The following is a 21,304-nucleotide window of genomic DNA, read 5'->3' on the forward strand; positions in this document are numbered from 1 at the left end:
AGAAAAGAAACCGGGAGGAGCCTGCACCCAGAGAGAAGGCAGCCTAAAGAGAAAAAAGATCAAAAAATCTTTATCGTGGGATACCTATGCCCAATGGATAAAAGGAAAAAGAAAACCTACCCAATGTCCCGCCAAATTGCACTTTACCGTAGTCAAATTGTACTGCTAATCAGAAGATAAACACACAAAATAACCACGAATGAATTAGTTTACCCTTACGTGGTCAAGTTTTATCGAATTTTCTAACAAGCCCTAATTAATTAAAGTGGGATTTGGATATCGGGATTATTCCGGCAGAATTCAAATAGCCGGATATTTATCTTTTTTTAAATAAGGAATTGCGTGTAAGAAAAGTAATGTAGGCCAGTAATTTAACCGACCTACATTTTTAATAGTTGTCTAAAATTAAGATATAGCAAACGCTTAGCCTTAGACTAAATGGGTAAAGTTATTTGTATTTACTATTACTTGTCCCAATACTCTTTTAAATTATCATCTACTTTTTTCCATACTATTTCGGAAAAGAATGTGTTAATGGAAGCAGCCCAACCAGTACCTTCGCCTTTTGTGGAAACGACGACCTTTCCATCAATCAATTCAACTTTCCTTGTCACTTTACCGGGGTGGAGGAGATGTGATCTTTCAATTCCAAATTTATCTACTTGATTCGCCATTGTATAATTGGTAACAGAGTTATCAAAATAATTAATTTTTGATATTATAGGGTTGGTCGGGGTTAATATTTCTACCCAAGTCAATTTACAATCTTCTACCGGTGAAGTGTCAGGAGTTGGAGCGATAAAATTTGACTGTTCGAGCATGGCGTTAAATACACTTCTTGCATTACATGTAGGATCTACACTCGTATCGCAGATCACAGTATTAAGCTCTTCCCCTTCTTTCGGGTAAATATGATAATTTTCATGTGATGGATCATAGGTGTCCAGTAGTTGCCCATTGTCACAAATGATATTGGCTGGCGGGTTAGGGTTATTGCCACCTGAAGATGGACAACTAACATCAAAATACCATGCAGTACCTCCCTGCAAACAACCAGAGACATAAATACTTATTTCTCGGCTAATTGCTGGGTCGTAAGGGATAGAGAAGGAGCCTCCACCACTTACGAAGCCATCAGCAGCAGTTGCTTCATTACATAGCTTATACGGTGGTGCTTTCCCACTCTCTAATAAATCAGGGCCTGTACTGGCTACCCATTCACCGTTGTAACGGATATCCATTCTGTCCTTTCGGGTGTACATATAATAGGAGATGTTTACAATTCCTGGAAAATCTCCCATGTCATAAGTCTTAACTGTAATGCCGTCACTTCCTGATACCCTGGGGAATGACTGGCCACTGCCACACCTGTTTTCTGAATCTACTATGGATACATTGATCGATTTTTTCTCACTAACATTGTTGTTTTGATCATAGATTCTGTACGAAACCACAAAATCACCTTTTTGAATATAATTAGGAATGCCTATGGCTACGGCAAAACTGTTTTCATCGGGATCGAGGTTGGCAGGGGCATCCCAATGTCCCTGAGCACCTTCCACCTCTATATATATTCCTTTCAATTGTTCATTGGAGTCAAAAGAAAAAGGTAGGAATAGATAATTGTCATTAGTGATTAGCGCCGAGGAGACAAAAATGTTTATCCTTATTTGATCAGGGTTCTTTGCGGATGGCATATTTCCTCCTTGTAGCTCTCCATTTATGATAAGCTCCTTATTAAGCTCGTCGGGCTGAGAACTAGGGTCAATCGGTTGGTTAACCAAGAGTCTGGTATCCAATTCAGTTTCCTCTTCTTGAGAACAGGAAAATATTGCAAACCCTACTAATATTGCGAATATATATATTATTTGATTTTTCATAGCTTAGGATTTAATGAAATTTTTCACCGGAATTATAAACTAAGTAGTCCAAAACGTACTGAGACCACTAAAGAGGTATCCGAAAGTTTTCCATAAGTTGTTTCGGCATAATTTCCACTTTTCAAAAGAGAGAGTTTTAACTCAATCCGCTTACTTAGGAAATAACCTGCAGAGGCGAAGTAACCAAAATATGGACTTAACACTTCCTCATTTAAATTATTTTCTACCGTCGTCTTCTTTTCAGGGTACTCCTCATTGGTCTCTCCATTGATCTCCACCCGTTGGTCGATAGTGGTAGTTGTTTTTGAGGTGTGTGCGAGACCACTACCGATCTGAAGACCAGCTCCTAATGAAAGGAAACTGCTAGGTTTATATTGGATAGAAATGGGTACTTCAATTGTATGCAATTTGTATTTTTCTGTGTAATTCGCAAATTGATCGAATTGGTATTCAGGATCCCTATCCACTCCTTCAATCTCCAAAGTGTATCCTCTCATGGTGAAGTTAATCCCAGTGCTAAAAGCTATTTTCCTATTATAATTGTAGTCTGCAAATAGCCCTACGACTGGACTGAATTGATAAGGCAAATTCCCCTTTACCTTGAAGTTGTCAGAACCTGTTCCTTCGAAAGTGGAAATCATATGATTTAATCCTTTTTTTGCTCCACCTGCAGGACTGTTTGCCGAGTACCCTACATGTAGACCTATTGATAGGGGTTGCTGTACTGCAATAGCTACCGAATCCTGTGCAGAGGTGGTGATTGTAAACAAGAAGTAGGTAACTGTGCTAAAAATTATTGTTCTAATTTTACACATATTGCGTTGGTTTTAAAGTGATTAATTGCTATGTTTAACCCGGATTATGTAATAGGATTCGGTTTTGCTTTTTTTTAGGAACAAACCTTAATTGAATACCTATAACATGTACCGAGATTAAGATTATCTTCCTAAACTTATGCCTACATTAAATGAAGACCCCCTACCAGTATTTCCTAAAGAACTGAATTCAGCCAAAATACCAAAACCCCTTTTGTTTCCTGGGTACCACCTTGTTCCTACATTGAGCCCTGCTTTGTTGAGCCCGATTGTTAATGGGTCCCCTCCATCATACGTAAGTAAGGAGTAATACCTTCCATAGGTGATGGCTACAAAAGGTTCAAAACCAAAGCTGTTAATGTTTAAATCTGATACTTTTTCAATAATTTGCAAGGCATATCCTGAAAGTCTGGCACTTACACCAATTCCGGCTCTTACATCATCAAAATCATTGTTTTCTTGAAAATCTGCACCTATTGCCAGACCTAAACTACTTACCCCTGCAATCCCTTGCTCGAGGTAAATCGCTGAAGGTGGGATAACAGACTTCATTCCAAAATAATCTTTGAAACTAGGGTCAATTGCCAAAGAAAATGAGAATTTTTTTGCTGGCATTTCAGTGTTTTGGGCACTAACATGGCTATAAATAGTTATAATGCTTAGCAAAGCTAGGATTGCGGATAAATTGATTTTTTTTTTCATGACTTGGTTTAATTAGATAATGTTTATAAATTATTATGAGTATTAAGTAATTCTTTATCAAATACCGTTGATTTATTATTGATTAGAAATGTTTTTTCGTAAACAAGGGTTTTGATAACGTGGAAGTTATATTTCACTGCATGGTCTAAATTGTATTTGAAATGGTTGCGCCCCATTGATAAGGCACAACCATATTGTTATAAGATTTAGATGTAAAATTAATTTCGGCTTCTAATAGGACGTTCATTCCCTTTTTCACTTCCGAAAGACTCCATGGAGGTTTCTATTCCATTAGTTGACTTGGGAAGGATATCCTCTTTTGAACCCAAAAACTCACAAGAAGTAATAGACAATAAGATAACTCCCATTAATACGATACTCTTTTTTGAAGTTTTCATAATACGATTTGTAGGTAAAACAAAATCGTCCGGCTTACCTGGCATGCCCCGGACAGCAACATGCCAGGTTTAAAAGGAAGGGTTTCGAAACCAATCCTTAAAAGATTAGAATAAGTTACATAGGGCCCTATTTAAATCTAATGTTACAATTATTGCGTAAATTGAAAGGTGGAAAAAATGCGTAACAAGTTATTTTTATATTCAAAAAGTTATGAGAGTGTTATAAAAAAGTTACGAAAAAAAAGGCTCTTTTGTAACTTTTTTGTACAGGTATGTAACTATCTCTTCTGTGAAAAAGTGATGAAGGTATTTTTTTAAATAAATAATTATTATTTTGGGAGAGACAATTTTATCGTTATTGACTGACTCAATAGTAGAGTTGTAAAACCAAACCCTTTAATGGAGAATGATTACCCTATTAACCAACCTAAAACCAATGTTATTGCTGTATTTGCAAACCTAGATAACAACCATTTATTTTATTTAAAAATTGAAGAAAAAAAACTAGAGGAAAGTTTTAAGAAAAGAAGTGATATTGATTTTATTTCTATCCCTATCCCGATTGGGAATCTTAATGATATCATAGATAGCCTTAAGAGTTCTCGAGGTAGGTTAGGTATTTTTCATTTTTCCGGACATGCGAGTCCAAATCATATTAGCTTCAATGAGAATGAAATTGGAATCAAAGGGTTTATAGAGTTTTTCCAAGAACATCATTGTGTCCCTCTAGTATTTATTAATGGGTGTGACAGTTATGAGCAAGCGATATCTTACATGGAGGTAGGAGTATCTGCTGTAATTGTCACTAATAGAGAAATTTTTGATGAAACAGCAGCTAATTTTTCTCAGCAATTTTATAGAGGACTTACAAATAATTATACAATCAAGGATGCTTTTTCATCGGCAATCAAATATATGGGCGCACATGATTCTAATTTATTGGAATCGCATGATTATAGCAATTCTATACAGGTTTGGGATCCCAGAAAAGTAAAAGGTAAGAACTTATCAAATGGTTTTCCATGGACACTTTTTTATTCAGACGTAAGTATTTTGGATCTGAGACTAAATGAACTATATAATTATATTAATAGTAAAACACTATTAAAACCATATTTGAACTGGTTGATAGAACAGCACCAAAAAATTACTGTAGCTGGATTAAAGGGAGCGGCTGAAATGGAGTTAGAGAAAGTTTACATTTCTCTGGAAGGTGAAATTGCTAAATCTTATGAAATTAATCAATCCCATAAACAAATTCAAGAAGAGTTAGATGAGTTGGAACACAGCTGGGGAGAAAGTAACCTAACTGAAAAAGAGCTACTTAAAGCCAAGTCTAGACTGCTTGGGCGTAATTTGTATATGCCTATAGATGATGAAAGATCGAGACAAAAAAAAGGTAATAAAAGCCAAGCTGATTTTAAAAGGTTAAATATTTCAGAGATAATTTCTGATCACAATAATCTGGTGATTTTAGGAGATCCTGGTACCGGAAAAACGACCTTGGCAAGGTGGTTGGTGCTTAAACATGCCCAAGCCTTATACAATGAAGAAGCCGTTCTCCAAATCCATAATTCCTCCGTTTATTTTAATTTTATCAATTTGATAGCACCAAAATTGAATTTAGGAAGACCTTTATTTCCGATCTTGATACGGGTTGGAGAGTTTGCAGAATGGCGACAGGAGAACTTAGAATTAAATTTAAAGGATTTTTTAGGTAAGAATTCCTGGAAGGGAAATACTTTTTCTATGTCAACAGAAAGTAGTACTGTTGAGGTAAATAATTCACAGGCACTGAACCAAATGATGCTAAATTACCTTCGAAACAATGAGGCCATTTTGGTTCTGGATGGATTGGATGAAATTACCGAGACTCATTATCGAAAAGAAATTGTAAAAGAAATCGAAAAATTTGTTGATGAGATTTCTAATCAAAAATATAATGCCTTTGGAAAGCGAAATAAGATTATTATAACAAGTAGGATTGCAGGTTATCAATTGCAACCCATTAGTCTCGAGGGTTTTTGTCATGTTACTATCCAGTCCATGGAAGACAGGGAAATAAGAGCATTTAGCCATAATTGGATACTTAATACTCATTTAAAGTGTGTCATAAATCCAAAAATTTACCAATTAGAAGTAGAAGCCCATGAGAAGGCTGAGGCCTTCCTGAAAGAAATATTTAAACCAAAGCGAGCTAGTTTATTAGAATTGGCAGGGAACCCACTTTTTCTCACTGAACTAGCGAAGTTATTTTATTCAGAGGGTGGAGTACTCCCAGGTACGCGAATCGAGCTTTATTCGATTTTGGCCAACAATATGATTAAGATATGGCAAGAAAAATTTAGAATTGAAAATTTAGATTTTTCTAAGAATAAAATTTTTTATGTCTTAGAGGATGTAGCGGAACATCTTCATGAAAAATATCCTGCGGGGTTGATGTTTTTACCTCTTTTAAAGGAAAGAATAGAAATTAGTCTTAGGAATTATAATAGAAAAACTGAAAAACCCCAAATTGATGAAAAAATTGAAAATGAAGCTGCACAATTTGTAGGAATATTAAATAAACAGATAGGTTTATTGGCTGAAAATGCAGAGAAATTATATGGCTTTTTACATCTTTCTTTTGAAGAATATTTTGCTGCGAGAAAAATAATTAGAAATGAGGCTTTAATTGCTACTTCTATTATAAATAATGCCTATAAGCCCCGGTGGCGTGAACCTTTATTAATGGCTATAGGGAGTTTGAATGAAAGTCTTAAACAAAAGGATCGGAAAATAGTTATAAGGGCTCTCCTAGATATTAATGACCCATTGCACGAAATCATTCCCAGAAGTGCAACTTTAATAGCAATGGCACTTCCTGAAATGGCTGAACCACCAGAAGATGAGGTGGTTTTTGAAATTCTAAATAACCTTATTTCAGCCTATGCCAATACTGAATTTTTTGAAGGGGGTGTTAATCTACGTCAAGTAGTAGAGGAAACTTTTCAAGAAATGGCAAATAAAGGAAGGAATTGGACTACGGTCATGAACTATTTTGTTTTTAAGTTAAATGATACTGATTCCCTGCCTATAGATAAACTAGCTTTGGCTAACCTTATTGAAAATGGTGATTGGTTCTCTTCATCCATTGTACATGCATTGTTGGAGAATTTGAATTTAGACTCTGAACTTTGGGATTGGCCATTTCATCGCTGTCTTAAACGTGTAGCGAATACCAAACCTGAGTTTTTAGAACACCCAAAACTTAGGTTAAAGCTTTTTTTATTACAGTTTCCATCTGCATTTGAGTTTTTGAAATCCGATCCGTTATGGTGTAAAATATTCTACTTGTTATATGCTATAGTGGTCCTAGAAAATGTAGGGAACAAAGAAAAGTTGAAGTTTTCTATTGACGGGATTATAAGAGAATCATTTTTATCTGAGCGAATAATTGATTTGTTAGATAAAAGAAAATCACCACAAGAATTAACAGTTTTTTGTGCCAATCATTGGGATAGTGACTCTCAGAGCTATGAAGAAAAAGTTGATTGTCTAATAGTTTTAGCTGCTGCCGGAAGACCTATAGTGCCGATGTTAAAGAAAATCACAAGCGGTGCCAATTCTGATCTTAAATTAGCCATTTTAAAAAGGATTGATTTAATCAATGCTTTGTTTTCAAGTGAAATTGGGATAATCGGTGCTGATGTAATAAATAATCCTGGTTTAGTTGGAAGGTTAATTGAAGGTAAAAACCACCGAGAAATACAAAATTTCATAGCGATTTTGCTCCAATTAGCTAGCATTTTTCACCAAAAAGGAATAAGCCCCTTTGAACTTCTTAATGTGGTCCCATATGAAGTTAAATCAACTATACTCGCTGAATTCTGGGTCTATAGGCTTCGGGCTGATGATCCTGGTTATAGCTTAGCTGTTACTTTCGACACCTTAGGCTCGGAATTTAGTAAACTAGATCCAATTATTATTGCTAAAGGATTTTTGGATGTTAACAAGGTGATGCATTTGCCACCCAAAGAGGTATGGAATCTTGAAAAAAATCTCTTTTCACCTGAAGATGAAACTGGTGTTTTATTTCATGCTTTGTTTAGTCTATATAATATTCATTCTAACTTTGAAATTCTAAAATACTGGGGCTTAGTTCAGTTAATTCCATTGATAAAGGAGAATCCTCAATTAAATAATTTTTTATATTATATTATTAGTAGGTTTAAAAATAGAAATTATGCAGAGGGAGTTTTACCTTTATTTAATTTAAATCAAGATGAGGATTTAATATATTCTAATAAGCCAAATTTTAGTGAAGATTTGTATTTTAATATCGATCAAGAATTAGAACCTAAAGCTAGATTAAATCTTATTTTTATTAATTTATCTAACAGTAGGGTCAAGAATATTTCAAACGAGGCTTCAGAAAATTTTAGTGAAAATAAAATCTCTCATTCTGAATTTATTTTAATGGCAGGTAAACTAATTAGTCAGGTTTCAGATGTGCATGATCAGATAAGGGGATATTTAAAGTTGATTTCCTACTTGGAAGAAGGGGATAGACGAAACAAAGTCAAATTAATTTTGTCATTGTTGGAAGGTATTCAAGACCCATTTTTGTTGGCTCAATTCTTAAAAGAAATCAAACCTTGGGTATTCAATCTATCCATACAGAGTAAATCTTTCAAGAACCTTGAGGGTAAAATAAATGACCCGATAGCCTTATCAAATTATGAAAATAGGATTTACCCCTATTTAAATAATATTAGGGATCAACCAGAGACCAACCCTTCACTTGCTATCTTATCATTGGGAGCATTGTTGAATGATAGTTTCTCATTATTTGCGATCCCAAACTCTAACCAGCAATTATGGGAGTTTTTGCATTCACCTTATGTTCCAAACAAAGAAAGAATTATAAAGAAGATTTGTGATAAGGGTAGAGAAAAACGTTTTAAGATTAATCTATTAGTAGCACTTTCTATCGACAAACTCATCAAGGATTCGAAATTTGATTGGATCTATCGTTTAGTGGAATGTATCGAAAGCCCAGAGGAGGATGCATTGACTATTATTACAGAGTGGTTAAACAATTCAAAAGACAGAATAAAATGTTTTGCTGCTCTTTCACTGTTGGAGGTTGGAATAATTAACAACAAAACCTTTCCTTTTATAGCCTTAATTTTGTTAAAAAAGGTATTTGGAACTCAGGATCTTTTTAGAAATCGTGCGAATATTGCTTTAAACAATCAATTTTTCTTTGCCTCCTCCATTGGGTTTGAAGGTTTGCTCCTTATAGCAGAAACGATTAATGCCAACTATTACTCTTCTCCCTTTCTTTTGCGTGGGTTAAGCTGGATGTTTGAACATATTTATTTTGATGATTCGAAGTTATTATATGATTTAATAGACAATGCAGGTAATGAATCAAAAAAAGAATTAAATGCAAGTTTAGTTCTGGAAAGTATTCAATTGATTAAAGGGGATGATACATTAAATGCTTTTACTGGTGGTTTCTCTCATAGTGATGCAAATATTATAAGATGTTTGTTAAAGAGTTCTATTTATATATTAAACAAGTGGAGCATGCAGGTTGTTTTAGAAAATAGCTCGTATGAAAATTTGAGACAAAGTATTCATCAGTGTGTACAATCAAATAATTCAGAGATAGCTTTATTTGCAATTGATGCAATGGGGTATATGCCTGAGTTGAATTCTTCGAATACTCAACTCTTAAAAACTATAATTATTGAAAATGTACCCAAAAAAAGTGAACTGGCTTTAATTAGTTTGGGGAGGGCGAACTATAGTTTTGAGCTGAAATATATCGAGGAGTACTTACAAAATGAAGAAAGTGATTTACATTTTGCGGCTACGGTCGCTACCGCAAGGAATATTATAAAAAATAATGAACCGACTAATGAAACTTTGGAGAAAATCGAATTAAAAATAGGTAATAAAGTAGATTATTTGCATGTTTTGTTTGAAGTCTCTAAACATCGATGGTGGGATTCTTATAGTAAGAAATGTAAAGAAATTTTAGGTTTAATTTTTGAAAAAAATCAAAGTAAGGGGCTTTATGTAAAGTTTATTAATAGCTATTCTAAACACCTAATTGAAGATTATAGACCTAAACATGACTTGTCATACTCAAGAAGTATTCATTGGATGAACCAAATGGTGTTTCTGGATGCATTGTCGGCAGGTGCTAAAAAAATGCCCGCCACATTTGAACGAAATGCCCGGAAAATAAATGGCTTTGGTGAAAAGTTAGTGAAGATAATTTTTAATAGTTTTATTTTTACTGATAGAATGAATGCGGTCACCTGTCTGAGTTTTTTGAGAAAACTAGATGTTAAAACAATTAAGGCATTTCAATGTGCATTAAGTGATATTTATTGTGTTCAAGAAGAAGCAATTGATTCTTCTGAAAGATTCAAGTTGCTGGATAAAAGTTTTTTTAAGTTACTAGTGAAGAATTTGGACCAGGAAACTTTAAGTACCCGATTTTCAATAATAAAAATTCTAACCGCTATAGGGAAATCTCCAAAGATTGATTCGGAATTACATCAGGAGATTCTTGCCCTTTTAAGGGAAAAGATTGATATTGACGATTACAGGAGGCATGTTTATTTGGCATTTAGTGATGATGGTATAGATAGTAATAAGAAAGAAAGAATAATCCATATGGGTAGATTGGATAACCATATATATAATAGTATTTTGGAAATAACAGGTATTGCAATCAAAGAGGACTATTAAGCAAGTTTACAATGAAAAAATTCACTATTCCTTGTCATTTTGGTAAAAAGAAAGCACCCTTTGATGTCTATATTGGAAATCCAAAACAAGGCCATCATCCGCTAGAATTCCAAAGTAGATGGCTTAAGGAGCAACGTGGGGGTAAAATACCTGAGGAAGTAATGGAGAGCTACGCAAAACTACTTGCCCTTGCAAAAAAGAATAGGGTTAGCTTTGAAGACTTATGCGTATACGCCTTGGAGGCTGCAAGCGAGGAAAAAAATAAATCGAATGTAGAATTGCAAACTCAAACAGATTTGCTGGAAAAAGCCGATATCACAGTAGATAGATTGTTAACTCTTGCCAAACCCGAAGATCTAAGTCCGTATTTTGACGAAAATTTCTATCTCCTCCAATTTCCTCTGAAATCCGGGTTAGCAAATGCCTTTCATGTTGTTTTTTTGATTAAAGAAAAAAATCTGGAAAATTTCAAATTAGGTTATCCTTATGCATCCACTGACGAAGATAAATTGTCTGCTATTGGAAAAGTGGAGTGTACGGTAAAGGAAATGAATAAAACTGAGATTTATAGTTGGGTTTCTAAAAAATATGGAATAGAGGTGGAGAAAATTGAAGCAAACGCAAAAATAGAATTAAAGTAATCACCATTTTAGCTTACAATACTCTATGGCAGATAAAATAAATTTTAATGATAAATATAACCAGGCATTGTCTATTGTTCTTATTGATAAATTGAAATGTTTATTGAATGCCCATTATAAAGAGACAATTGACTATAAAGCAAAAGACTATACTGATAAAATTAATAAATTAATAAAAGAAAAATATCCTAATAAAGATTATGATGAAGTAAAAGTAAATAAATTTTTCCCTCAACTTGTGTTAAGGGTTTTTAAATGTAAACCTTTTACTGACACTTATAAGGATAAAGCATCATTTAAGAAAGAAACAATTAATAAATTTATCAACGTGTTGAAACACGATGAAAATATTAATTATGGGTGGGATGAGTTTAAAAATGATTTTAATTATGAAGCTAATGAGGAATTAAAAAATAATCCAATACGGTATGGGTTTAAAGATGATAATCAGAATGCTAAAATTTACTTCGGTATTAATGTCATGTGCTTTTTCTGTAATAAAGATAAATTTAGGAAAGAGATAAATGATGTTATACAAAAACGTATTCAAAATAATATAAGTGGTAATGATATTCAACTGGAATTTCTGGAAGAGGATGAAGGTATTAAAGATTTAGACCATGCAAAAAGAATTGGTGTTGAAAAAAGTCTGGATTTGGTGATGTACGCAAATGCTGTGGTAGAGGACAAGGAGCAAACTCTTGGGTTATTAAAAATGGATTTTCACTATGCCATTACTAATCCTGTTTTTTTGCAAAGGTTTAATTCTTGTGAACATACCATAAGTCAAACAGGGAATAGTGAATCTATTGAATTAGGTCTTGTTCAATTGTATGAAGGTGACTTACAAACCGATATAGATCAAGCCTTATACTTACTTTTGGCTTTAAATTTTTATTTGAATAATAATCCTAAAAAAGCGCTAGATTTTCTTGAAAAAGTAATTAGGGGTAAAAGGTGTGACGAAACCTGGTTTATTATGGGAGTTTGCCTATTTGAATTAGGTGCTTTTGAAAGAGCAAAGGAATGCTGGGAAAAAATCCTGTCAGAAAAGGAGGGGCTATTTAAAGCCAGAATAAATTTAGCCCTCCTTTACCTACAGCCTGAATTTAAAGAGAAATATTGGAACTACAAAAGTATAATAAAAGACCTTATTAGTGGAGATTTATCTAAAGAGTGTTCTGATGAAGAGTTTTTTCTACCCTTGGCTATTTTATTTGATGAAATCTCTGATTTCACATCAGCTAAACATTTTTTTAAAAAAGTAGTTAATATAAATAAAATTACAAATAGAGATTATGCTTATTTGAGACTATCTAATTTGACTGATCAAAAGCTAATTAATTTACGCCACGCGGCCAAATATTCCCAAGATTTATCTATACATTTTCAAGTTATAAATAAAATTTATAATTTTAATGTAAATAAAAAAGAAAAATTAACGGCTTTTAAAGCTATTCTTAAGGATGTCTCTAATAGGAAAAATAATGCTGTTAATCATAAGAGAATATTAAAAATATATAATGATACAATTGATGTATTAGAGTTGGAAATAATGGTAGAGAAAGCAAAATGGTCTTCTGATTTTGAAATTCAAAAATATTATATATCTGAGATAAGTAATTTAAATTTAAATCCAAGAAAAAAATTAGAGATATTTAGATCCATTCATAAGGGTATTACTAGTTTTTTTAGAGATGAAAAAGAAATTGATAAGATATTGAAAATTTACAATGACAAAATTGATAGATATTCTGCTATAACTCTTCCAGGATCACCTGTCTTGATATCAGAAAATGAAACTAATTCAGATGATAGTATTTTTAATCAGGTGTTGGATGTTCCGTCTTTGTTAAAAAACATTGAAATAGAATTCCGATTAAAAGATATTTTTGACAATGTTCATAGATATGTGCCGATTACTAGGAGTGAAATACCTAAAGATCTTCCAATTTTATTTTTGGACAGCCTGACAATTAAAGATGACGATTTGAAACTTACAAATGCACTATTGATTCAATGTGTAGATAATATGAACCAGATTATTGAAACCTCTAAAGTTGGTGTTTATTCATACCTTATAAAAAGAAATGAACTCGTTAATTTAGGTCACTTTAATACTTTGGGTGAACTCTTATTGTCCGTAAGTTTTGATAATGGAAAAAATGATAAATTTGAATTTATCCCATGGAAAAGTTTGAAGGTTTATATTCCGGATCCGGAGGCATTAATTAAAGATTGCAAAAAATATCGTGATAAATTGGATCCATTGACAACAAGAGAGTTTATGGAGTGGCTTTATTCTCTTTTTAGTCAGTTATTTATAGTCAATTATTTTGATTTTGAACTTTGGTTTATGGATAATTTTAGTTGATGGTTTAAAATACATTATCGGAGCATCTCCACTTTTTCATGACATTGTATTATTAATATGTTTACCCATAATCATTTTCAACTTTATATTTGAAAGCAATTACAAAATAGACCATGAAGTTCAATGAAACAGGTATCCAAACCACAAAGCAGTGATATTTGTATCTTTTTTATGTAACTTTGTGGCCTCAATTGAAAAGAAAAAATGGTACACGTTTGTCGGAAAGAGCATTTTAATGCAGCCCATAAATTATGGAATCCGAAATGGTCTGAGGAAAAGAATAAATCGGTATTTGGTCCTTGTTCCAATGCGAATTGGCATGGGCATAATTTTGAACTAATCGTCACGATTAAAGGGAAACCTGATGAGGATACCGGTTTTGTAGTAGACCTGAAGCAGCTAAGCAACCTTATCCGAAAGGAAGTCATAGATAAAGTAGATCATAAAAATCTTAATATAGATGTCCCTTTTATGCAAGGGAAAATGGCTAGCTGTGAGAACTTGGTCATGGAGTTTTGGAAAATCCTTCAACCCCGTGTGGATAAAATCGTTAAGGATGGCCGGCTTTATAAGTTGACCTTGTATGAAACCCCTCGGAATTTTGTAGAATATTATGGGGAGTAGATGTCCTAACTCCTTTTAAAAAAGCTGTCCTTGAAGTATTATATAATTGCCGGAGAGAGATCAGGAGACTTGCATGCGTCTAATCTACTGCTCGCCTTAAAAGAAAAAGATCCTGAGGCCCAGTTTAGGGGCATGGGAGGTGAATACATGGAGGAGGCGGGCTGTTCGCTTTTTGCCCACTATAAGGAGATGGCTTTGATGGGCTTCGTGGAGGTGCTGGTGCATTTTAGAAGGGTTTTCCGGTACTTGTCTGCAGTAAAAAAAGATTTGTTGGCTTACCAGCCGGACGCCTTGATTTTGGTCGATTTCGCCGGATTTAATATGAAAATGGCAACCTTTGCCACTAAAAACAATATTAAGGTACACTATTATATCTCTCCAAAGGTTTGGGCATGGAATCAAAAGAGGGCTTATGGAATCAAGAAAAATGTAGACAAGCTGTATACTATTTTACCTTTTGAGCCAGAATTTTTTAGAAAATTTGATTGGGAGGTGGATTATGTCGGCAACCCTCTTTTAGATGAAATCAATAAATTTAAGCCGGATCAGGGTTTTTTAAGTCAGCATATTTTGGGAGACAAACCATTGATTGCTCTTCTTCCGGGGAGTAGAAAGCAAGAGGTAGACAAGATGTTGACTACCATGATTGCCTTAAAAAACAATTTTCAGAATGTGGATTGGGTAATTGCCGGAGTGCGAAACTTACCTTCAGAAAGCTATGAGCTGGCTAAAGAGGCGGGTATCCAGGTGGTTTACGAAAAAACATATGATATCCTGCAGAATGCTAGAGCCGCAGTGGTTACTTCCGGTACGGCTACGCTAGAAACGGCACTTTTTAATGTACCTCAGGTGGTTGTGTATAAGACAAGTCGTATTTCTTACACTATCGGAATGCGGCTAATAAAAGTAGCATTTGCTTCTTTGGTAAACTTGATAGTGGACAGAGAGGTGGTCAAAGAATTGATTCAAGATGCCTATGAGCCGGCCTCTGTTAATGCGGAACTTCGAGGCATCTTACAAGATGGGCCTAAAAGAGAAAAGGTCCTTGAGGGCTATTCAGAGTTGAAAAAACTATTGGGCAATAAAAAAGCCTCGCAGGAAACTGCAAGGCTTATTTATGAAAGTATATCAGCTTAAGCTACCTGAAGCTTTTTGAACTTAGATTTTTCAAATTGTGTACGGGCGTACTCTTCATTGATTACCAAATTGTGCTCGCCTTCCTCAGAAGGGAGTTCGTACATGGCATCCGTGATAATTGCCTCGCAGATTGACCTTAGTCCTCTGGCGCCCAGGTTGAACTCTACTGCCTTTTCCACAATAAAATCAATGCCCGACTCTTCGAATATTAAGTTCACATTCTCCATCGCCAATAGCTTAACGTATTGTTTGGTTAAGGCATTTTTTGGTTCTGTAAGAATCAATTTTAGCGAATCTTTGTCCAATGGATCCAAGTGAGTCAGCACCGGAAGCCTACCAATCAATTCAGGTATTAGTCCAAATGCTTTCAGGTCTTGGGCCGTTACATACTGCAACAGGTTGGTTCTGTCGATCACATCAGCATTGGTCTTTTTACTGAATCCCAAAGGTTGGGTATTCAAGCGCCCGGCAATATGCCTACCAATACCATCAAAAGCTCCACCACAAATAAACAGAATGTTTTCAGTGTTTACAGAGATCATCTTTTGGTCAGGATGTTTTCTTCCTCCTTGAGGTGGAACATTTACCGTTGTTCCTTCCAGTAATTTAAGCATTGCTTGCTGAACGCCTTCGCCGCTTACATCTCTGGTAATGGATGGATTATCTGATTTTCTGGCAATTTTATCAAGCTCATCTATATAAACAATCCCTCGCTCTGCAGCCTCCACATTGTAATCAGCTGCTTGGAGCAAACGAGTTAGAATGCTTTCAACATCTTCACCCACATAGCCTGCTTCCGTCAAAACTGTAGCATCTGCGATGCAAAAAGGAACTTCGAGAGTTTTGGCAAGGGTTTTGGCCAAGTAGGTTTTACCTGTACCTGTATCACCTACCATAATGATATTGGATTTTTCAATCTTTACATCATCGGCTTCTTGCTTTTGACCCAATCTTTTATAATGATTGTAAACCGCCACAGTCAAGACTTTTTTTGCCTCTTGTTGCCCAATGACGTATTGATCCAGATAGGCAGTAAGTTCTTTTGGTTTCTTTAGTTTGAACTTAGGTTGTTTGGCATCCTTTTTCGTCTTGTCCTCTTCCCCTAAAATCTGGAAGGCTTGTTCTATACAGAAATTACAGATATGCGCAGAAATGCCTGAAACCATTAGGTCCACATCTTTCTTATTCCTCCCACAAAATGAACATGTTACTTGCGCCATTCAGTTGTTATTTTACTTTTTTCGTCAAAACTTCATCAATTAAGCCGTATTCTTTGGCCGCTGATGCTCTCATCCAGTAATCCCTGTCTGAGTCAATTTCAATTTGCTCGATGCTTTTTCCACTGTGAAGGGCTAGGATCTCATAAAGCTCCTGCCTCAATTCTAAAATTTGCCTTACAGAGATCTCCATATCTTTGGACTGACCTTGCATCCCTCCTGAAGGCTGGTGGATCATTACTCTTGCATGAGGTAATGCTGCTCGTTTGCCGGCGGCACCGCCTGCAAGTAATACGGCTCCCATTGAAGCGGCTAATCCGGTACATATGGTACCCACTTCCGGACTGATGTATTGCATGGTGTCATAAATCCCTAAACCTGCATATACAGATCCTCCCGGGCTATTTACATACAGTAGGATGTCTTTCTTGGCATCCACAGACTCTAAAAACAACAATTGAGCGGTAATAATATTGGCTATATTGTCGTCTACACCTGTTCCAAGAAATATAATCCTATCCATTATTAGTCTGGAAAAAACATCTATTTCTCTGAAATTGGTTGGCCTTTCTTCAATGACTGCACGGGTCATGTTTTCCACAGAGTGGATATATTGGTCAAAAGTATTGCCACTGATTCCTTGGCCTTTGACTGCGAATTTTCTGAATTCCTCTCTATTCATTTTTACTTTTCTCTAAGATTAATATTACAAAAATAAAAAAAGCCCTTAGATAAGGACTTTTTATGAACAAAAAATTTCAGGAATTAGTTTTCGAGAAGTTCTTTAAACTTTTCTACGCCAATTTTCTCTTCTTTCAATTTGACTTTCTCCTTGACAAAATCAAGGACTTTTTCATTTTGCACCGAAGTCATCATTTGCATGTAATTCTTACCTTCGTTGCCTTGAAGGTAGTTTTGTAAAAACATGTCCATATTGTCTTCTAGTTGAGCACCCATGCCGGATGAGGCCAACTGCTCTCGTATCATTTCTTTGGTTTTTTCAATGACATCTTCATGTTCTGCTTTGATGTCATTGTCCTTTGAAATTTTATTCGAAATCAAAGACCAAGTCAATTGTTTGGTATAGGCTGGGAATTCCTTGGCAACATCTTCTTCAGTGACTTTGCCATCGTTGGCTTTGATTAACCACTCTTTTAAGAATGCTTCAGGAAGATCAAGCTTGTGATTGGAAATCAAAGCATCTTTGATCTGCTCCTCATTGAATACCTTAATCTCTTTTTGGTAATTTTCAGTAAGAATTGTTTTAACCTTTTCTAAAAATTCTTCTTCTGATGAAACCTGGTCAGGACCGAAAACTTTGTCAAACAACTCCTGATCCAAAGTCGCTTCCTCCGTTCTGTTTATGTTTTGAACAGTGAAAGTGAAATCTCCCTTAAGGTTTTCAGCAGCTTCCTTGCTGATGTTTAGGGCTTCAGCTATATCACCTTTGATTGCTTTAGAAGGATCAAAGGAAATGGTGTCTTCTTTTTTAACTCCCAAAAACTTTTTAACAGACCTGCCATCCAAACTACTCAATGGCAAGGAAAGGGTTTCTTCATAAGATCCATCGTCTGCCTTAAGGTCTCCGTAAAGAAAATCATTTTCTTCACTTACCTCAGGGTTGGTCATCTTACCGTATTGTTTTTTGATATTTTCGATGGCTTCATTTACTTCCTTGTCTGAAAGTGTGATCTCATAAACCTTAGCGTCCAAATCCTGCTCAAGGTTTAATTCAAGATTTTCTACAAAACCAATTTTATATTCGAACTCAAAATCTTTTTGTTTCTTCCAGTCTATATTTTTACCGTCTTCTTCAGATGGTAAAGGATCTCCAAGAACTTCAAAATCCTGCTCCTTTAAAAAATCATTTAGGGATTTTGACAAAATGGAATTGATTTCTTCCACTAAAACGGATGTGCCATAAAGGTTTTTTACCATCGTAAATGGTGCCTTTCCGGGTCTGAACCCTTTGATGTTCGCCTTTTTTGCGTAATCTTTTATTTTGGCATCAACTGTTTGTTGATAATCTGCTTCCCCAAGTTTTATTTTCACTGAGGCTTCATTGGCAGCATGCTTGTCTATTGTAATTTCCAAGGGATCTGAATTTAATGTTTACCAATAACAAAAACCCTCCATCCTGACTTACCTAAAGGTAGCTATCAAGATCGAGGGATTTAAAGGGTGTGCGGATGGAGGGACTCGAACCCCCATGCCTCGCGGCGCTAGATCCTAAGTCTAGTGCGTCTACCAATTTCGCCACATCCGCAAATAAATAATTTCAGCTTGTCTACTTCTATTACCTTTTGTAATAACCGGGGAAATAAATCCCATAGTCCCAGCTTATCTTTTGCCAACAATAGTTTTTGTTGGCTTGTTTTTTAATGTGGATGCAAAGGTAATAATCAATTTTAAAGATTCAATACTTTGGGTAAAAAAAAATTAAAATTTTACTTAAGATTTTGATTCCTTAGTCTAGAATAATTTTATAACTTGTATCGTATGATCAAAGTTGATATAGAAGAAGAGCGCAAACAGATTCTCAAACGTTACCGGAAACTTTTGAGATTGGCAAAACCATTGCTTAAGCCCGGTGATGCCAAATTAATCAAGAAAGCTTTCAATGTAGCCAGCGAAGCTCATAAAGAAATGCGCCGCAAATCCGGAGAACCCTATATTTATCACCCTCTAGAGGTTGCCCTTATTTGTGTTGAAGAGATAGGTCTTGGGACAACCAGTATCATTGCCGCCCTGCTACATGATGTGGTGGAAGATACGGATATGGAATTGGAAGATATTGAAAGAGAATTCGGTGTTAAGGTGGCCCAGATCATAGATGGACTTACCAAAATTGCAGGAGTATTTGATTATGGTTCCTCCCAGCAAGCAGAGAACTTCAGGAAGATGCTGCTTACTTTATCTGATGATGTGCGGGTAATTCTTATAAAATTAGCTGACCGACTAAACAATATGAGGACCTTGGATTCCATGCCAAGGCACAAACAGCTTAAAATCGGCTCGGAGACAAAATATCTTTACGCACCATTAGCGCATCGCTTAGGGCTGTACTCTATAAAGTCCGAACTAGAGGATTTGTACCTTAAGTTTATGGACAAAGAAGACTACGATTTTATCTCAAAAAAAATAAGTGATACCAGGGTTTCTAGGAATAAATTTATCAAAACCTTTATTGCCCCAATTGAGAAAGAGCTAAAGGAACAAGGCTTTAAATTTGTTATCAAGGGAAGGCCAAAATCTGTTTATTCCATTTATAATAAAATGAAAAAACAGAACATTCCTTTTGAAGAGGTCTTCGATCTTTTTGCCATAAGGATCATTATAGATACTGACTACGAAAATGAAAAGGCGGCTTGCTGGCAGGTTTATTCAATTGTAACTGACTTTTATCGGCCAAACCCCAATAGGTTGCGGGATTGGATAAGTACTCCCAGGGCCAATGGATATGAGTCATTACACACTACAGCCATGAGCCAAACAGGACAGTGGGTGGAAGTTCAAATTCGTACCCAAAGGATGGATGACATTGCCGAAAGAGGTTATGCGGCCCACTGGAAGTACAAAGAAAAAGAAAATGCCCCTGAGAAAGCTGCCGGGAGTTTGGATGAATGGATTACACAAGTAAGAACCTTGTTGGAAAACAATGACGGTTCGGCCATAGAATTTATGGATGATTTTAGGGGGAATCTTTTTCATGATGAAGTATTTGTGTTCACCCCAAAAGGAGACCTTAAAGTACTGCCTTTTGATGCTACTGCTTTGGATTTTGCCTTCGAAATACATACTGAGGTTGGAGCCAAGTGTATCGGTGCCAAAGTCAATCAAAAGCTTGTTTCCTTAGGTCACAAGTTGAAAAATGGAGATCAGGTTGAAATCCTAACCTCAAACAAACAAAAGCCTAGTGAAGATTGGCTTAAATCTGTTGTAACTTCGAGAGCCAAGGCCAAAATTAAAGATGCCCTAAAGGAGGAGAAAAAGGGCTATATGCTGGATGGAAAAGAAATTGTCCAGCGAAAGCTAAAGCAAATGAAGCTCGACTTTACCTCAGAGACAGTGGAACAGTTGCGGGCATTTTTTGAAACAAAGACCACTACAGAGTTTTATTACAAAGTGGGTAAGGGGATCATTGATGCTACGGCTATTAAAAGTTTCAAAGATTTCAAGCAACAAAAAAAATCTAAAAAGGGGCCCCAGTTGAGCTTTACTGATGAAAAATCTTTTACTAAGGAGATAAAAAACCTAAAAGGGCCGGAGCATGATCAGCTTTTAATAGGTGAGGACATGGATGTGGTAGATTATGTTTTGGCAAAATGCTGTAACCCTATTCCCGGAGATGCCGTTTTTGGTTTTGTTACTGTGAATGAAGGGATAAAAATTCATAGAACGGCATGCCCCAATGCCTTGGAATTAATGTCCAATCATGGCAATAGGGTAATCAAAGCAAGATGGACCAGTCAGCAGCAAATTGCGTTTTTGGCCGGGTTAAAAATTATAGGTACCGATAGGGTGGGGCTTATCAGTGATCTAACTAAGGTGATTTCCAACGAATTGAAAGTAAATATGCGCTCCATTACCGTTGATTCTGATCGAGGGATCTTTGAAGGCAGCATAAAGCTATACGTTGACAGTACCAACCATCTAGATAAGCTAATTGATAATTTATCCAAGGTTTCAGGTGTTCTTAAGGTGTCCAGGTTTGATTAGGAAAGTTAAACCGTCCGTTTTTAAATAAGAACAGTATATTTGTAAAA

The 21,304-nt window shown here is 35.4% G+C and carries 13 protein-coding genes and 1 tRNA gene; 6 read left to right on the plus strand and 8 right to left on the minus strand.

All coding sequences use genetic code 11. The features are described 5' to 3' along the window. Nucleotides 1-464: 464 nt before the first annotated feature. The 4 genes from ACYVHJ_RS19480 to ACYVHJ_RS19495 all read right to left on the minus strand — a co-directional run bounded on the left by ACYVHJ_RS19480 (nt 465) and on the right by ACYVHJ_RS19495 (nt 3,795). Nucleotides 465-1,880, minus strand: coding sequence for a hypothetical protein (locus tag ACYVHJ_RS19480; RefSeq protein ID WP_460518176.1), 1,416 nt, complete (start codon nt 1,878-1,880; stop codon nt 465-467). Nucleotides 1,881-1,912: 32 nt separating this feature from the next. After that, complete coding sequence (locus tag ACYVHJ_RS19485; RefSeq protein ID WP_460518179.1) at nt 1,913-2,695, minus strand: porin family protein; 783 nt, start codon at nt 2,693-2,695, stop codon at nt 1,913-1,915. A 123-nt stretch (nt 2,696-2,818) separates the two neighbouring features. Next, nucleotides 2,819-3,397, minus strand: a complete 579-nt coding sequence (locus ACYVHJ_RS19490; protein WP_460518182.1) for a hypothetical protein — start codon at nt 3,395-3,397, stop codon at nt 2,819-2,821. A 218-nt stretch (nt 3,398-3,615) separates the two neighbouring features. Next, entirely contained in the window at nt 3,616-3,795 is a 180-nt protein-coding gene (locus ACYVHJ_RS19495) for a hypothetical protein (RefSeq protein WP_460518185.1), read from the minus strand. Between the two features lie 399 nt (nt 3,796-4,194). Here ACYVHJ_RS19495 and ACYVHJ_RS19500 point away from each other — a divergent pair, with 399 nt between their 5' ends. The 5 genes from ACYVHJ_RS19500 (at nt 4,195) to lpxB (ending at nt 15,321) form a co-directional block, all read left to right on the plus strand. Further along, nucleotides 4,195-10,545: an NACHT domain-containing protein gene (locus ACYVHJ_RS19500; protein ID WP_460518188.1), complete on the plus strand. Its 6,351-nt coding sequence runs from the start codon at nt 4,195-4,197 to the stop codon at nt 10,543-10,545. Nucleotides 10,546-10,556: 11 nt separating this feature from the next. Beyond that, nucleotides 10,557-11,186, plus strand: coding sequence for a DUF2610 domain-containing protein (locus ACYVHJ_RS19505; protein ID WP_460518191.1), 630 nt, complete (start codon nt 10,557-10,559; stop codon nt 11,184-11,186). 25 nt (nt 11,187-11,211) lie between these two features. Continuing rightward, nucleotides 11,212-13,560: a tetratricopeptide repeat protein gene (locus ACYVHJ_RS19510; protein ID WP_460518194.1), complete on the plus strand. Its 2,349-nt coding sequence runs from the start codon at nt 11,212-11,214 to the stop codon at nt 13,558-13,560. 204 nt (nt 13,561-13,764) lie between these two features. Then, the gene (locus ACYVHJ_RS19515; protein ID WP_460518198.1) at nt 13,765-14,184 is read left to right on the plus strand and encodes a 6-pyruvoyl trahydropterin synthase family protein; all 420 of its coding nucleotides are present in this window, start codon (nt 13,765-13,767) and stop codon (nt 14,182-14,184) included. A gap of 30 nt (nt 14,185-14,214) precedes the next feature. Then, entirely contained in the window at nt 14,215-15,321 is a 1,107-nt protein-coding gene (lpxB, locus tag ACYVHJ_RS19520) for a lipid-A-disaccharide synthase (RefSeq protein WP_460518201.1), read from the plus strand. On the opposite strand, the gene clpX is transcribed toward lpxB, so the two are convergent. The 4 genes from clpX to ACYVHJ_RS19540 all read right to left on the minus strand — a co-directional run bounded on the left by clpX (nt 15,318) and on the right by ACYVHJ_RS19540 (nt 18,804). After that, nucleotides 15,318-16,541, minus strand: a complete 1,224-nt coding sequence (gene clpX, locus ACYVHJ_RS19525; protein WP_339903904.1) for an ATP-dependent Clp protease ATP-binding subunit ClpX — start codon at nt 16,539-16,541, stop codon at nt 15,318-15,320. The genes lpxB and clpX overlap by 4 nt on opposite strands. Before the next feature lie 7 nt (nt 16,542-16,548). Then, nucleotides 16,549-17,220: a ClpP family protease gene (locus ACYVHJ_RS19530; protein ID WP_339903902.1), complete on the minus strand. Its 672-nt coding sequence runs from the start codon at nt 17,218-17,220 to the stop codon at nt 16,549-16,551. An 83-nt stretch (nt 17,221-17,303) separates the two neighbouring features. Continuing rightward, the gene (locus ACYVHJ_RS19535; protein WP_460518205.1) at nt 17,304-18,632 is read right to left on the minus strand and encodes a trigger factor; all 1,329 of its coding nucleotides are present in this window, start codon (nt 18,630-18,632) and stop codon (nt 17,304-17,306) included. 90 nt (nt 18,633-18,722) lie between these two features. Continuing rightward, nucleotides 18,723-18,804, minus strand: a tRNA-Leu gene (locus ACYVHJ_RS19540). Between the two features lie 233 nt (nt 18,805-19,037). On the opposite strand from ACYVHJ_RS19540, the gene ACYVHJ_RS19545 reads away from it, so the two are divergent. Beyond that, the gene (locus ACYVHJ_RS19545) at nt 19,038-21,257 is read left to right on the plus strand and encodes a RelA/SpoT family protein (RefSeq protein ID WP_339903899.1); all 2,220 of its coding nucleotides are present in this window, start codon (nt 19,038-19,040) and stop codon (nt 21,255-21,257) included. Nucleotides 21,258-21,304 lie beyond the last annotated feature (47 nt).

The sequence above is a fragment of the Cyclobacterium sediminis genome (assembly GCF_054781075.1).